The sequence below is a fragment of the Candidatus Zixiibacteriota bacterium genome, from assembly GCA_040756055.1.
In the GTDB taxonomy this organism is placed as follows: Bacteria; Zixibacteria; MSB-5A5; order GN15; family FEB-12.
Map to the genome: position 1 here is coordinate 141575 of JBFLZR010000005.1, position 13426 is coordinate 155000.

At 50.5% G+C, this 13426-nt stretch carries 16 protein-coding genes and 2 rRNA genes (1 of these 18 only partly in view); 6 read left to right on the plus strand and 12 right to left on the minus strand.

All coding sequences use genetic code 11. The features are described 5' to 3' along the window. Window positions 1-69: 69 nt before the first annotated feature. Window positions 70-411, minus strand: coding sequence for a GYD domain-containing protein (locus AB1483_10545; protein MEW6412895.1), 342 nt, complete (start codon window positions 409-411; stop codon window positions 70-72). Window positions 412-695: 284 nt separating this feature from the next. Between AB1483_10545 and lexA the strand changes: the two genes are divergently transcribed. Next, window positions 696-1313 carry a transcriptional repressor LexA gene (gene lexA / locus AB1483_10550; GenBank protein MEW6412896.1) on the plus strand — a complete coding sequence of 206 codons (618 nt, stop codon included), beginning with the start codon at window positions 696-698 and terminating at the stop codon, window positions 1311-1313. Window positions 1314-1402: 89 nt separating this feature from the next. On the opposite strand, the gene AB1483_10555 is transcribed toward lexA, so the two are convergent. The 3 genes from AB1483_10555 to rlmB form a co-directional block, all read right to left on the minus strand. Next, window positions 1403-1990, minus strand: a complete 588-nt coding sequence (locus tag AB1483_10555; GenBank protein ID MEW6412897.1) for a YceI family protein — start codon at window positions 1988-1990, stop codon at window positions 1403-1405. A gap of 135 nt (window positions 1991-2125) precedes the next feature. After that, window positions 2126-2512 carry a hypothetical protein gene (locus tag AB1483_10560; GenBank protein ID MEW6412898.1) on the minus strand — a complete coding sequence of 129 codons (387 nt, stop codon included), beginning with the start codon at window positions 2510-2512 and terminating at the stop codon, window positions 2126-2128. Between the two features lie 452 nt (window positions 2513-2964). After that, entirely contained in the window at window positions 2965-3489 is a 525-nt protein-coding gene (gene rlmB / locus AB1483_10565; GenBank protein ID MEW6412899.1) for a 23S rRNA (guanosine(2251)-2'-O)-methyltransferase RlmB, read from the minus strand. A gap of 215 nt (window positions 3490-3704) precedes the next feature. Between rlmB and AB1483_10570 the strand changes: the two genes are divergently transcribed. Next, window positions 3705-4202 carry a peptide deformylase gene (locus AB1483_10570; protein MEW6412900.1) on the plus strand — a complete coding sequence of 166 codons (498 nt, stop codon included), beginning with the start codon at window positions 3705-3707 and terminating at the stop codon, window positions 4200-4202. A gap of 126 nt (window positions 4203-4328) precedes the next feature. Next, a complete protein-coding gene (locus AB1483_10575) occupies window positions 4329-4835 on the plus strand; it encodes a hypothetical protein (GenBank protein ID MEW6412901.1) in 507 nt (168 codons plus the stop codon). Between the two features lie 120 nt (window positions 4836-4955). Here the strand turns inward: AB1483_10575 and AB1483_10580 are convergent, their stop codons facing one another. The 6 genes from AB1483_10580 to AB1483_10605 all read right to left on the minus strand — a co-directional run bounded on the left by AB1483_10580 (window position 4956) and on the right by AB1483_10605 (window position 9554). After that, window positions 4956-5321, minus strand: a complete 366-nt coding sequence (locus tag AB1483_10580) for a DUF5362 family protein (protein MEW6412902.1) — start codon at window positions 5319-5321, stop codon at window positions 4956-4958. A 179-nt stretch (window positions 5322-5500) separates the two neighbouring features. Continuing rightward, window positions 5501-6106: a porin family protein gene (locus tag AB1483_10585; protein MEW6412903.1), complete on the minus strand. Its 606-nt coding sequence runs from the start codon at window positions 6104-6106 to the stop codon at window positions 5501-5503. Window positions 6107-6272: 166 nt separating this feature from the next. After that, window positions 6273-6878, minus strand: coding sequence for a porin family protein (locus tag AB1483_10590; GenBank protein ID MEW6412904.1), 606 nt, complete (start codon window positions 6876-6878; stop codon window positions 6273-6275). Between the two features lie 161 nt (window positions 6879-7039). After that, the gene (locus AB1483_10595) at window positions 7040-7645 is read right to left on the minus strand and encodes a DUF1579 family protein (protein MEW6412905.1); all 606 of its coding nucleotides are present in this window, start codon (window positions 7643-7645) and stop codon (window positions 7040-7042) included. A gap of 32 nt (window positions 7646-7677) precedes the next feature. Beyond that, window positions 7678-8118 (minus strand): SRPBCC domain-containing protein, encoded by a 441-nt coding sequence (locus AB1483_10600; protein ID MEW6412906.1) that lies wholly within the window; start codon window positions 8116-8118, stop codon window positions 7678-7680. 86 nt (window positions 8119-8204) lie between these two features. Continuing rightward, on the minus strand, window positions 8205-9554 hold the full coding sequence (locus AB1483_10605) for a potassium transporter TrkG (protein MEW6412907.1): 1350 nt from the start codon (window positions 9552-9554) through the stop codon (window positions 8205-8207). Window positions 9555-10373: 819 nt separating this feature from the next. Between AB1483_10605 and AB1483_10610 the strand changes: the two genes are divergently transcribed. From AB1483_10610 to AB1483_10620, 3 genes are all read left to right on the plus strand, one after another. Continuing rightward, complete coding sequence (locus AB1483_10610) at window positions 10374-11006, plus strand: YiiX family permuted papain-like enzyme (protein ID MEW6412908.1); 633 nt, start codon at window positions 10374-10376, stop codon at window positions 11004-11006. A 92-nt stretch (window positions 11007-11098) separates the two neighbouring features. Beyond that, complete coding sequence (locus tag AB1483_10615; GenBank protein MEW6412909.1) at window positions 11099-11536, plus strand: hypothetical protein; 438 nt, start codon at window positions 11099-11101, stop codon at window positions 11534-11536. A gap of 628 nt (window positions 11537-12164) precedes the next feature. Continuing rightward, entirely contained in the window at window positions 12165-12668 is a 504-nt protein-coding gene (locus AB1483_10620; GenBank protein MEW6412910.1) for a transposase, read from the plus strand. 353 nt (window positions 12669-13021) lie between these two features. On the opposite strand, the gene rrf is transcribed toward AB1483_10620, so the two are convergent. Further along, window positions 13022-13138 (minus strand): 5S ribosomal RNA (gene rrf / locus AB1483_10625). An 82-nt stretch (window positions 13139-13220) separates the two neighbouring features. Beyond that, window positions 13221-13426 (minus strand): 23S ribosomal RNA (locus tag AB1483_10630); it runs 2807 nt beyond the window's last position.

Consider the following 13426-nt stretch of genomic DNA (forward strand, 5'->3'; position numbering starts at 1 on the left):
GGATAACCCACCGCTCAGCAGTCTGCAATATTAAAATCCTCCCTTCACCCCGGATAAATCTCTGCCGCCCTAAGATTGGATCGCGTCAACGCTTGGAAGCAATCCCTCAACAAGGTCAATGATCTCGCGTGTCGGGATGGCGTGCCAGCTCTCCACCTGAAAAGCGCCGCGCGCCCGGCTAAGCAGGGATACCTTGGCCGCCACCTTCTCATCAGGAGCCTCATAGATGCACATGAAATCATATGGCCCCAGAATGGCATAGTGCGCCAGCACCTTAACCTCCGGACAACTCTTGTTAATCTCCTCCAACCAGGCACTGCTGTCGCGCGAATGAGCTTTGAGCTTGTTGGTGATGTCTATGATGTCGGCATCAACCGGAGCGATTCTCGTCATCATCACGAATGTCTTCATCTGCCACTCCTTTGGTTTCTTACTTACTAAGACCCCGGGCCTCGATGACTACGATTCAGTGTGAGAAAGAAAAGAAAACGTTCTGATTCTACTGTTGACCAGCCCAATTAAATTATACCTAATCTATATACGCCGCCAAACACTATTTTCCTGCAAGCTGACGGCCGCTTCCTATCCCAATATCACATATTGCCGATCTGCTCAAAAAAAATTTGACACATACACAAATGAGCAGTATTGTACGGCAGGTAAAAACGAGTATGACCTGAAAATGCGAGGTTAGGTTGAGTCATCCAAAACTGACCGAAAAACAAGCGAAAGTCCTAAAATTCATAAAAGACCAGATCGCGGCCCACGGTTCGGCACCCACTATCCGCGAGATTGGCCGGTATATGGGTATCAGTTCCACCAACGGTGTGCGTCTGCACCTTACCGCGCTGCTCAAGAAGGGCTATCTGAAAAAACAAAAATTCATAGCCAGAGGACTCGAACTCGCCCACAGTATCGCATCCGATATTCGTCAGGTTCCTCTGGTCGGCTCGGTCCCGGCCGGCGTGCCCATCGACGCTATCGAAAATATTGAAGGCGAAATTGCGCTCGATGCCTCCTTTGCCCCTAAAGGCGATTCCTTCACCCTACGCGTTGTCGGAGACTCGATGCGCGATGCCGGGATTCTCGATGGCGATCTGGTGCTGGTCCTGAAACAGGATATCGCGAATAGAGGCGAAATCGTTGTCGCCATCATAGGCGGCGAGGCAACGGTGAAAAGATACTTTCCTGAAGGTAAAAGAATTCGCCTGCAACCGGAAAACGACGCCTATAAGCCGATTATCATCGATAAAAAATCCGCCGACCTGCGCATTGCCGGAAAAGTCGTCGGTTTGATGAGGCGCATAGGCTGAAAAAAAGAAAGCCCGCTCCAACTATGAAGCGGGCCCGTCTCGTCCTTGAAACGTGTTATATCACCAGTGTCAGTAGTGCCATCACGGCACTATTTTGCTTTTGTCAACTCCAACTCGATATTTATCGTAACTTCATCGCCTACCACCACTCCGCCGGCATCCAGAGTCTGATTCCATTTGACGTCAAAATCCTGGCGATTCAGTTTTGAAGCAGCCGAAAAACCCGCCCGGGTATTTCCCCAAGGATCAGCAATAAGACCGTTAAATTCGCAGTCGAATGTGATTTCTTTGGTGATGCCTCTGATTGTCACGTCACCGGTCATCTTGAAGCTATCCCCCTCGATATCATGCACCCTCTTAGATACGAACGTCATCGTGGGAAAATTCTCCGCATCAAAAAAATCCCCGCTTCGCAGATGAGCATCGCGTTTCGGTTCGTTCGTGTCAATCGACGCAATCTGCACGGTCATCTCGACCCTGCCCTTCTCGAAGTTGCCCGGTTCAAACTCAATGCTACCCTTGAAATCGCCAAAAGTACCATTCACCTTGGACACCACCAGATGTCTTACCGTGAATCCTATCGACGAATGCGGCTTGTCAATCTCCCACTGGGCGGCGCTGATCGAAGAGGCTAACATTATTAACGCTATCGCAATTGCTGACTTTCTCAACATCATGTTTCTCCTTGACTATAGACTTCGCGACTTTCATGACAAAAACAGCCAAGCCGCCGAAATAGTTCCTCGGCTTTTTTCGTGCATTGATAACTGATGATGATTGGTCGTCTTACCCGATAGACATAGACTGCTACTTCATCCCTGCCGTGTCGCTACAAGCACTCCGCCGGTGATATAGGCAAGCACCCACCAGGAGTAGGCAATCCGGGAATACAAGTGAAGCCCCCGTGGGACCGTGGCTGCTGCCCCATTTGCCAGACGAAACCTCCAAATCAATATCGTGTCGGTAAGCATTGCCGCCAGAGAAGAATATCCGAGAATACCGTGCAGTGTAAACGGACTGTTCTCTGACCCAATGATCATGCAAGCCGTAGCCGTAACATCCAGCGATACACCGATTGTCAAAAAGACCAGAACCACATTCGTTATCACACGCCTTCGTTGTTCCGTTATAATTCCAATTGTGTAACTCAGCAGGGCAAATGTAACAATAACGCTTCCGGCAATCAGAATGGTCCTCATTTGTTATGATCCCCTTTCAAAGTCATTAAGTGGCAAAACTAAACCATTGCCCTCTGTAATGCAACTTTAATCAACGGTGTTCCCGTCAGTTTTGCAGCCCGCCATCGCATGACCCCGCAACGACTTACGATGTTTTTGTTGACAGGAACACCTGCTTGAGTAGCTTATTAGTGACTACCAGTCAAGCTCCGCTCCGCAGCAAAGAGGCAATTTCAAGATGACCGCTACAACGGATGTAGCAATTGTAAGGGCTGAGTAGTTGGTAGTGCCCCTTCATGTCAACAGGGGCTGAACCAAAACCATCATAGGAGGTGGTGCTTAGTTCAGATTAGTGGCCGCCTGTGGCCTCGCAGGCGGCCACACATTTTAAATGTCAAGAGATGAGCCCCTGTAGCGGGATCAAATCGACCCGGACATACGGCAGCCCGATATTGAAGTGTTCTGTCGGGTAATTATTTGCCGCGACGTTGCCGCACGGCCTCGAAAAGACAAACCCCCGCAGCTACCGAGACATTCAGACATTCCACCGACCCGGACATCGGAATCTTTGCCATAAAATCACAGTGCTCCTCCGTCAATCGGCGCAGGCCTGTCCCCTCACTACCCATCACAATTGCCACCGGACCGGTCATGTCCATCTCGAAAACAGTCTTATCCGCGGCATCTGATGTACCGACAATCCAGAGTCCGGCCGCCTTAACAGTCTCCATTGTCCTGGCCAGATTCGTTACCTGAACGAACGGTATGCTCTCTGCCGCTCCGGAGGCAATTCTTCGGACCGTATCGGTCAGACCGACCGAACGGTCTTTCGGAGCCACCACCGCGTGTGCTCCGGCAGCGTCGGCCGTCCTCAAACACGCGCCAAGATTATGCGGGTCCTGTACCGTATCGAGAATCAGAATCAACGCCGGACCGCCGGAACCGCCAATTATCTCAATGAGGTCATCTTCGTTTTTCGCACCAATCTTCACGTTCAAATCGGCGTGTTTGCTGCCTCTCTCTGGCTTTACTTTTGCTTTGGGCTTGCGTGACAATCGCTGTCTCCAGTTTATATTCATCACTCGACGACCCAAGAACGCTCGATTGTTAAATAAAGTCAAGTCCCGATCTACCCACACCCGGCCCTGATTCCCTTGCGTTTCGGAGAAACTTGAGTATGTTTGACATGGTGAGGAAACTTCAGGAGACTATCATGTCAGTTCGGGAAATTATACAGTTGGGCGACCCGCGTCTTTATCAAAAGGCCGAAGAGGTCAGCCATGAGAAACTCCCCGTCCTTCGTCGTGTGGTGGCAGACATGCACGACACCATGATGGACTTCAGGCTGACTTACGGCTTCGGACGCGCTATTGCCGCGCCCCAGATAGGCGTGGCCAAACGGCTGATCTACATGTTCATCGATCAACCTGTCGTTTTGATCAACCCCATCCTGTTTGATTTGAGTAAGGACATGATGACAGTCTGGGACAATTGCATGTCCTTCCCGCATCTTCAAGTCAAAGTAAAGCGTCACAAAACGGGCAGAATCACCTTTCGCGATCTTAAGTTCAACGAGATCTCGTGGAACCTCGAAGGTGACCTGTCGGAGCTGCTTCAGCACGAGTGCGACCATCTCGATGGTATCCTCGCTGTCCAACGCGCTATCGACCCCAAGTCTTTTGCGGTGCGCACCCCCAAGGCACCTCGTTGACTGACATTAGCTTACGCGACACCGTTCCGCTGGCGCCCACCACAGACAAAAAACTTTTTGCGTAACTATACGTTACCCGTCTTTATATTGTATAGGGTCACAAAATACCAAAGGGAGGCTTAAGCCATGACGCGTATATTTATTAGCCTGGTCGCACTGCTTCTTTTGCTTACGATAATGCAGTGCTCTGACAGCAGCGACAGCTCGGTTAACGCTGTGATAATCGGCGGCGGCAACAATTCAGTGCTGAGTGATCAGGATAGTCTGAGCCCTGTCATCATCACCGATGTCTGGCCGCGAGCATTCTCACTGCTGGAGGTCGCTGTGGATGACGGCATCATGACGGCCAAGGTCCAGTACTCCGGCGGGTGCAAAGAGCATTTCTTTGAGTGCTTTATGACCCCGGCCGCATTCCTGGAATCAGACCCCGTACAGGCCTACCTGTATGTTCGTGTCAGCAGTGAGCCCGACCCGTGCGATGCTATCTTTACAGAGACTGTTTATTTTGACCTAACCCCGATTGCCGATCTCTACCTTGCTCATTACGGCACCCTTGACGAGATAGTCCTGAACGTCTATGAGTTCGGTACTGATAACAAGCTCGTGGTCTCTTACAATCCGGCTCTGGAGTAACTCAGCGGACGGCGAAAGATTAAAAGGCCCCTCGTTTCTAAGGGGCCTTGATTGCATCCGTGCGCGAAAAAACAGGACAGGTCCATCGTCGAACCCGTCGTAAATTCTCCCCGGAGGCGTCTAATATCCACCCATCTGATTGAGAAAACTCCCGCCGGCTATGAGCATACTCAACACCAGGAAGGCTACAAAAAGCAGCAAGATCACCATCAACACTCCGTTGATAATGAAATACATTTTGAGTTTATTCAGTGATGCCATCAGTTGCTCTTTATTGCCCGAAAACTGTGCTGACTCGGCGGCCGATGCTGCCTGGAACAAAAGCACACCCAGCCAGATGGGCAACCAGGCAATTACGATTCCGACAAGTGTCAGGGCCGTAAACACGCCCTGTATGATCATCACGATGCCCAGCAATTTCAGCCATCCCTTTGACTGGTACAGCGGCATACTGAGTTCCTTGATTACTTGGGTCTGTTCTTCCATGGCTTTACCCCCGCGTCTGGAATCTGATGTTATTGATGTTGGCTACCACAAATAGAAAGGCTTTGGCGGCTTGAGTTGTCAACTTAAAACCTTGCGGTTAGCCTGCCCGATTCAATTGCCGGTAACGAGAAGGGCGGACTGCTTGGTCCGCCCTTATGATTTTATAACTGAACTTGAGGCTACTGGCCAATCGGGAACGCGTAGCCGACAAAGAAAGAAAACACTGTGTTTTTGAATTCAAACTCATCGGCGTCAACATCATCATTTAAATTGGTCAGACCGACGGTATAGCGGGCGTCAAAAGCAAGTTTGCCGCTCGTGCCAAGCCCGAAGTCCACGCCGCCACCAAGTACAAGACCGAAATCCGTGCTCTTCGTGAAATCCTTGATATCCACTTCGACACCTTCCAGCTCGTACTTGGCGCTCATTAGTATGCCCACCGCCGGGCCGACGAATAAAGAGGGACTGACCGAACCTTGCGTCGGGAACTGATAGCCAAGAAGTACCGGGATCTCGATATAGTTGAATTTCATCTTCTCATCAAAATCATCCGAATCTCCCTTGGTACCCTTCATCATATAGACCACTTCGGGCTTAATGAAAATCTGAGGGGCGACCATGAATTTGGCAAACGCTCCGCCACCAAAAGTCATCATAGCCTTATTGTTTTCGACGTCACCGGTAAGGTTGGCCAGATTCAGGCCCGCCTTGAATCCAAGTTCAGTTGCCTGCGCAAAAGCGGCAGTCAGTAGCACCACCGCCAGCACGATAACGATTCTTCTCACAACAAACCTCCTTGATTTGGTTATGCTTAACTTTGGCATAAAAGGCTCGAACCGAATATGATACTAAATTTGTCACAAACTGTTGGCAACAAAAAACATTTGGGCAATTCCACAAGAATACAGGCCTGCCATGTCGCCCCGCGGGAATTTTAGCCCTGAATGTCACTTACATGCCAATCGCAAACGAGTAGCCGACATAAAAGGAGAAGACTCGGTTCTTGAGTTCGTATTGGGTGAAGTCTTCATCATCATTCAGATTCGATAAACCAAAAGTGTATCGGCCGTCGAATGTGAGCTTGCCGCCGGTCCCAATCGCTACATCAACGCCGCCTCCGAAAACCAGGCCAAAATCGGTGCTCTTAACTACATCGCTGATGTCCGTTTCTTCGCCTTCCTCTTCATTATTCGCGCTCATCAGTATTCCGAGCGAAGGACCGGCGAATATGGAAGGACTGACCGGACCCGGCGTCGGGAACTGATACCCGACGAGAACCGGGATCTCGATATACTCGAATTTCAGCTTATCCTCGACTTCATCGCTGTCTGCCTGGGTACCTTTCATCACATAGAGCAATTCGGGCTTGACAAAAAACTGCCGCGCGACTGACAACCTGGCAAACACACCGCCGCCGAATGTCGTCATGGTTTTATTGTTTTCGATATCACCCGAAAGGTTGGCCATATTCAGGCCGGCCTTGAACCCCAGTTCAGTGGCCTGAGCAAAAGTAGCGGTCAGAAGTATCACCGCCAGCACAATGACCAGTTTTTTCATTATCAACCTCCTTGATGTTGTTATGTCTGACTCCGGCATTGAAGGCTCAGTCTGACCTGATGGTAGGATTGCGTTCGACAGATTGCAACTAAAAACGTGCCTGATGGGCTATGGCGAACACTCTCATCGGGCGCGTGGCGTCCACTGTGTCCGGATTTCGTCTATTTGGCGCGGGTGTAATTCACCTCGACCATCTTGAACTCTTCGGCTCCCATCGTGTGCGCTTCATCATAATATATGACCTCGAACCGCCAGCTGTCATCGGATACGAAAGTCACAACAAAGTCGTACTGTTGAGCATAGCCGGTCACCGGATCATCATCCTCGCCGTATAACGTGATGCTGTTGGTCACGCTGTCGTAGGCTCCGGCGGCCGTAAGGTAATATGTCCCCCAGCTGTCGAAGCCGACATAGGTGAACTCTTCGCGCCAGCGGTCAAACCCCATAATGTAAATGCCTTCCCCCGACAACTCACCGGCCTCAGTGGTAAACTCTCCGTACAGGAAGCGGCCCCCGAGCACCAACTTCGCCTCGGATTGACCCGGATAGACAACCGGTTCGGCTCCCGGCTGCATCCACATCGTAGCCTCAAAATCCCACACGCCGCACAGCTTCTCCAACATCTTGTGTTCGTCGCCCGGCGTTGCCAGTTCTATCGCCCTGGCCATCAACTCTTCCTGGGTCGGTGAATCCGATGCTTCCTGTGCGCTGGAAAAGCCGCCGCCACAAACCGCCAGCATCAAACCGGCCAGAATCAATCTCTTCATCCTTGGCTCCTTTCGCTTGTGTATCGAATATATCAACGTCTTTTGGACAGGAAGTCTTTGAGGCGTTGCTTCAGGAAATATTCCCATCCGGCTATACAGCTTTCTCTTTTGAATTCGGGGATACCATCGGGGAAATCTTCGGTGATATGACACGTCAGCTTCAACCGGGTGGATTTATTTTCGCGCGACAACTCCCAAACTACAAACGAGTCTCCCTGATAGCCTTCGAATTTCCACGTGTAGACAATTCTCTCCAACGGAGAAACATCGGTTACTTTCCACAGGTGAGGAAAATTGCGCTCGCCGCTTTTCACGTTGAACTGTGTCTCGAACCCGACTTCGGGCCTGAACGCAGGGATATTGTCAAAATACCATTGCCGCATCAATTCGACATTTGTGATCGCCTCCCAGACAGTCTCGATAGAGGCTTCGTAGGTTTCTTCGACAACGATCGGCTCATCGCTTGCCTTCATATCTCCTCCGCGGCGTTTTTTTGCGCCATTCGCCACCGGCTTTTGTTCAGTGTCGCAGGCCCCGAAATGTGTGATATACTTGAGGACTACGCCACCAGGTCTGAATCTGAAGAGACCTGGTAGTTTGGCGGTTTATGAAACAGCGCCATACCGAAAGTTACAGGTCCCAGGCGGCCGCAGTACATGAGCAAGATCAGAATGCATTTTCCCAAATCGGTCAGGCTGGCGGTTATACCTGTGCTGAGACCAACCGTTCCGAGCGCAGATGCGGCCTCAAACACGTTTGCGGCGAATGAGGTTTGCTGGGTGAGTTCGAGCAGATAGGCGCCGATAAGTAGGGCGCTGGAATAAAATGACAAACTTGCCATAGCTGACCACACCCGCCGTGAGGGCACCAGCTTACCCCAGAAAGTAACTTCATGGCGGCCCTTCAACGCGCTTTTCATTACTCCAAGCAAGGCACTGAAGGTGGTAGATTTCAATCCGCCGCCTGTGCCGCTGGGCGATGCCCCCACCACCATCATCATGATTATAATCAGCAAAGACGCATTGGATAAGGCTCCGATGCTCACCGTGTTGAAACCAACGGTCGTGATAGCGGTCATTGCCTGGAATAGGGACTCCAGTATGCGATCTTCCGTTCGATGCTGGTTTATCGATGGCTCGCCCATGAAGATCAAGGCGGCTCCGACCAGAGTAATCCAGAAGGTAACCCACAAGATGATCTTGCTCGTGAGCGTGACTTGTTTGACTTTTCCGCGAATTTTGCGCCAATAGTCTACGCATACAATGAACCCTATGGCTCCGAGATAGCTTAGCACGGCTATGATGATATTCAACCAGAAGTTGGCAGAGAAACTCTCAAAACTCGTGGAAAACAGACTGAATCCAGCAGTACAAAATGCCGACACACTGTGAAAAACTGCCTGCCAAGCCGCGTCGGGAACTCCTGCGGAAGTGAATGCGAAATACAGGGCAACCGCCCCAAGGAATTCAATGACTATGGTGAACCTGACTACGCTACGCAAAAATTTGTCGATTCGAAATGATTCGGGTAAACTGAAAACAGTTTCGCTGATTTCGGCTCGACGCTTCGTGATTTCCGGGGAGCGCGATAGAATCACGAACGAACCAAACGTCATGTACCCCACGCCCCCTATCTGAATAAGCAGGAGTATCACAAGTTGACCCAGAAAAGTGTACGATTTCGCTATATCGACTGTCACGAGACCGGTGGTCGAAACCGCAGAAGTAGCTATGAATAAATTGTCGAGGGCGGTTACACCTGAATTGTTCATGAATGGAAGAGCCAGCAGCAACCAGCCGATCAGAATGTATGAAAGATATCCAAGAGCCACCAGCTTTGCCGGATGGCATTGCCCCATATTAGCGAACATTTTGTCCTTCAGGCGACGGAGAAACGTAATAAAATTCATTCTTTGCCCTGACCTTCCTTAGGCAACGATCATCTGAGGTTCGCTGGCGGCTCCGTCGGGCAGCGTTATAATCCGCCAGTGTCAGTCAAAAGAATAACTGTCCCAAAATCCGGGGTCAAGTTAATAGAAGCGACTTTCTCAAGCATTGACCACTCCTCGCGTACAGGCCTTCTGTTGACCGGGCGATTCCCCCGCCTCTTCAGGCAATAGCCGGTTCGGTGTCGGCTGACTCTCGGATGATTGTGCCCGGCGAACGTCGTTTTCGGCCACCGGTCCCAGCCTGACAAACGACCGACAAGCCGTACCGTCGTTGAATCATCACACTCGATTTGGCTTTGTTTCGTCATTTTTAAAGGGGGCCCAAAAGCACATTTTCCCTTCTAAGCTGTTTTCAGGCAGTTGAATACCCCGGTTATAGAAAGCCAATTTGCTGCTCTATTTTCGCCAGCTCTTTCATCATGAATCCTCGCACAGCGGTAATTGTATTGATTACGGGTTCAATATGTCGAAACCGCAAGGGATTTCGGACTACTGTTTTTTGACTACAGGAACGCTGGTGTGTTTTCCATCGAAGTTGTAGCGAAAGTGCAAGCTTTGAGTTCGGGATTCACACTTGACAACCGGAACCTACAGTCTAGGCAGGAGCCTTCTTAGTCTCCTGCCATAGATCAAGTTCGCAGCTCGGCGCTCAACCGGAACTACGGGTTCCAAGAAACCCCACGTTAAAGGCAATAGTCTATTTTGTTGACACCGATTCACCGCAACGACTACTTGCTTCAAGATACTGAAGGAGATGCTCTGAGAGAGGAGAAAGTTCCCATGAGACCGAGGCGGCTGTTCGTTTTTCTGATCCTGGCGGGTATTGCATCATTTGTGACTTGCCAGGGGTCAGACACATCTGCACCGGCGCTCAAAGATGGAGACATAGTATTCCAGGATTTTCCGTCCCGCCAAAGTACCGCCGTCAAACTGGCCACCCAATCAGAGTATAGTCACTGCGGAGTAATATTCTTCGAGGATGGACAACCGATAGTCTGGGAGGCGGTTCAACCGGTCCGCGTCACTCCTCTTGACGAGTGGATTGAACGGGACACCACCGGACACTATGTGGTCAAGCGTCTCCGGGGCGCAGACACTCTTCTGAATGCGTTAGTTATTGACTCGATGAGGACGATAGGCCGGAGTTATCTTGGTCGTGATTACGACATTTATTTTGCCTGGTCCGACAGCGAACTGTATTGTTCGGAATTCGTCTGGAAACTGTACCACATCGGGGCCGGCATCGAGCTTGCTTCGTTGCGGCCCATGGGTGACTATGACCTGTCACATCCAGAAGTGCGAAAGATTATGGCCCAACGCTGGGGTGAGAAGTTCCCTTCCGATGAACCAGTGGTGTCTCCGCAGGACCTGTTTGACTCGGATTTATTAGAGTTAGTTGTTGGCATCAAGTAATAGAACGAATCCTGAGATTCGTCATTCCGGCGAAGGTTTCCGAGTCCGTCCGCGGCGGGCCGAGACCCGGTTTTATTGAGGACCGATAGGACATGTTTTTCAACCGATTCCCATTTATCAGTGAGAGAGAGCAGAGATTAAAGGACGACATCTGGATCGCTTCTCGTGGCGGAGTCTGGCCGAAACCGTGGGGGTTCTATGCTGTCGCCCTCGTTTACGGTCTCTTCTGGGCTCTCTCCCGCACGGAATTGGGCATGCCGTCAATCTTGGCTCCTATCTTCAAGTCGGCTTTCATCCGGACACCGATAATTGTGATTGAAAGCCTGTTGATACTGGGATTCACCGGTCTAATAGGTGGTTATATGCTCTCACTGTACGAGTATCGGGGTCCATACTGGATGGTGTACTACGGCAAAGGGCGCTTGAAAAAGCTACACTTTATGGTAGGCGCCATTTCCGGAATGATTGTTGTCGAACTGTTTTTTGATATTTTCTACCTGATCGAATGGATGGTTGGCAAACTGCTGTAATATTGTTGATCTTCGTAGAGCAAGTCCGCCATTGGCGGACTTAGACTCCTGTCATCTTCGCGACAGTCGTGCGCGGCAGATGCCTTCATCTGCCCGGACTGTCAACTTCGTTTCATATTATTCGGAAATAGTCTTCGACCTCCCCGTCGAAGTTTTGCCCTATCGGATGCATTCCCTGTGGACGTCTCCCCGCTACGTTCCTCCCCGGTTGTGTTCTCCCCTGATGTCTCCCCTGTTGTTTCCTCCCCGGTCGTCATTCTCCCGTTGCGGGTCATCCCCAATGGGACCCTCCCATCGGCTGACATGTGGACTTTTCAGTCGACCTTCAGCCTGATTATTGTATCGGCTGACGGGTGGAAACTTTAATGGGTGATGGGGATTTTTTTGTGGACTGGCAGAAGCTATGGAGTGAGCAGGTCGAATTCCCCTGCCCGATAGGGTCTCCGCTATCGGCGGGGAGGTTTCGACATCTTGAATTGTGGAATTGCAACCCGGTATGTCGAAACCACAAGGGATTTCGACCTACCGCTATTGACACATACACATATATATTGCATATTCATCGGCGGGTGATAGCGGGAGGAAATGCAATAGTGCGCAGCGTGCTGCAATTTCCCACAGAAACATTATGACTAACATCAGGCGATACCACCGGAAGGACGATCTGATCTTTCTAACGCATGTGACCCATGAGCGCATGCCTATCCTTCTGGATAATTCGGACCTGTTGCTCGATTCACTGGCGAGACACACAAAGACCTGGTCAGCAGAGGTTCTCGCATGGGTGATCCTTCCGGATCATTTCCATCTGCTACTTGACATCAGGCAGAGCGAGCTGTCATCGCTTATGCGGAAGGTCAAATTGAGTTTTTCTGCTGGTTATCGCATACGTCAAGCACTTGATCGCGGTAGAGTCTGGCAAAACCGGTTTTACGATCATATTATCCGTGACGCAGATGACCTGAACAGGCATATCGATTACATCCATTACAACCCGGTCAAACATGGATTGGTCCATAAGCCAATAGAATATGCCGCGTCATCGCTTGGTGATTTTAGTGCTCGCGGTTATTATTCGCGTGACTGGGGGGAGCACTTCAAAATAGACACTACTATCGAATACGGGGAGTAGGTCGAAATCCCCTGCCCGATAGGGTCTCCGCTATCGGCGGGGAGGTTTCGACATCTTGAATTGTGGATTTGGAACCCGGTATGTCGAAACCACAAGGGATTTCGACCTACTGATTCTTGACGGAGCGGGGCAAAAGCAAACCCTCCCGCTGATTTATAAGAATTATATATGCTTTTCTCTATAATCTGTCAAAGACATTTTTGCGGCGGTTGGGGCAGATGAGGGCATCTGCCGCCCACGATCCCACAGCAAGCTGCGGGGCACCCGAGGGAAGGCTCCTGCCCTACAGGAAGTAACCTACAAGAAATGTCTACAAGAAAAAAAAGCCCTCTGTTTCCAGAGGGCTTAATTTAACCCGGCAGCTTTCTACTCTCCCACACGGTCTCCCGAGCAGTACCATCGACGTAGACGGGCTTAACTACTGTGTTCGGAATGGGAACAGGTGTGACCCCGTCGCTATCGCTACCGAGAATTTTCATAGAGTTTTTCGTTGATACAAATGTATCACCCAACAGGCTGCATAACAGAATGCAGATCTCAAGTAAATTTTAATCGGTTAAGCCGCCCGACCTATTAGTATCACTCGACTAAACACATTGCTGTGCGTACATCTGTGACCTATCAACCTGGTCATCTTCCAGGGGTCTTAGGAGGTCTTACGACCTGGGAAATCTAATCTTGGAGTGGGCTTAGCACTTAGATGCTTTCAGCGCTTATCCCTTCCCAACGCAGCTACCCTGCGATGCGACTGGCGTCAC

Excerpts from the sequence above, each read along its gene's own strand:
- AB1483_10545 (MEW6412895.1), bottom strand. The coding sequence starts at position 411 with ATGAAGACATTCGTGATGATGACGAGAATCGCTCCGGTTGATGCCGAC.
- AB1483_10555 (MEW6412897.1), bottom strand. The coding sequence starts at position 1,990 with ATGATGTTGAGAAAGTCAGCAATTGCGATAGCGTTAATAATGTTAGCC.
- AB1483_10560 (MEW6412898.1), bottom strand. The coding sequence starts at position 2,512 with ATGAGGACCATTCTGATTGCCGGAAGCGTTATTGTTACATTTGCCCTG.
- AB1483_10570 (MEW6412900.1), top strand. The coding sequence starts at position 3,705 with ATGTCAGTTCGGGAAATTATACAGTTGGGCGACCCGCGTCTTTATCAA.
- AB1483_10575 (MEW6412901.1), top strand. The coding sequence starts at position 4,329 with ATGACGCGTATATTTATTAGCCTGGTCGCACTGCTTCTTTTGCTTACG.
- AB1483_10580 (MEW6412902.1), bottom strand. The coding sequence starts at position 5,321 with ATGGAAGAACAGACCCAAGTAATCAAGGAACTCAGTATGCCGCTGTAC.
- AB1483_10590 (MEW6412904.1), bottom strand. The coding sequence starts at position 6,878 with ATGAAAAAACTGGTCATTGTGCTGGCGGTGATACTTCTGACCGCTACT.
- AB1483_10595 (MEW6412905.1), bottom strand. The coding sequence starts at position 7,645 with ATGAAGAGATTGATTCTGGCCGGTTTGATGCTGGCGGTTTGTGGCGGC.
- AB1483_10600 (MEW6412906.1), bottom strand. The coding sequence starts at position 8,118 with ATGAAGGCAAGCGATGAGCCGATCGTTGTCGAAGAAACCTACGAAGCC.
- AB1483_10605 (MEW6412907.1), bottom strand. The coding sequence starts at position 9,554 with ATGAATTTTATTACGTTTCTCCGTCGCCTGAAGGACAAAATGTTCGCT.
- AB1483_10610 (MEW6412908.1), top strand. The coding sequence starts at position 10,374 with ATGAGACCGAGGCGGCTGTTCGTTTTTCTGATCCTGGCGGGTATTGCA.
- AB1483_10615 (MEW6412909.1), top strand. The coding sequence starts at position 11,099 with ATGTTTTTCAACCGATTCCCATTTATCAGTGAGAGAGAGCAGAGATTA.
- AB1483_10620 (MEW6412910.1), top strand. The coding sequence starts at position 12,165 with ATGACTAACATCAGGCGATACCACCGGAAGGACGATCTGATCTTTCTA.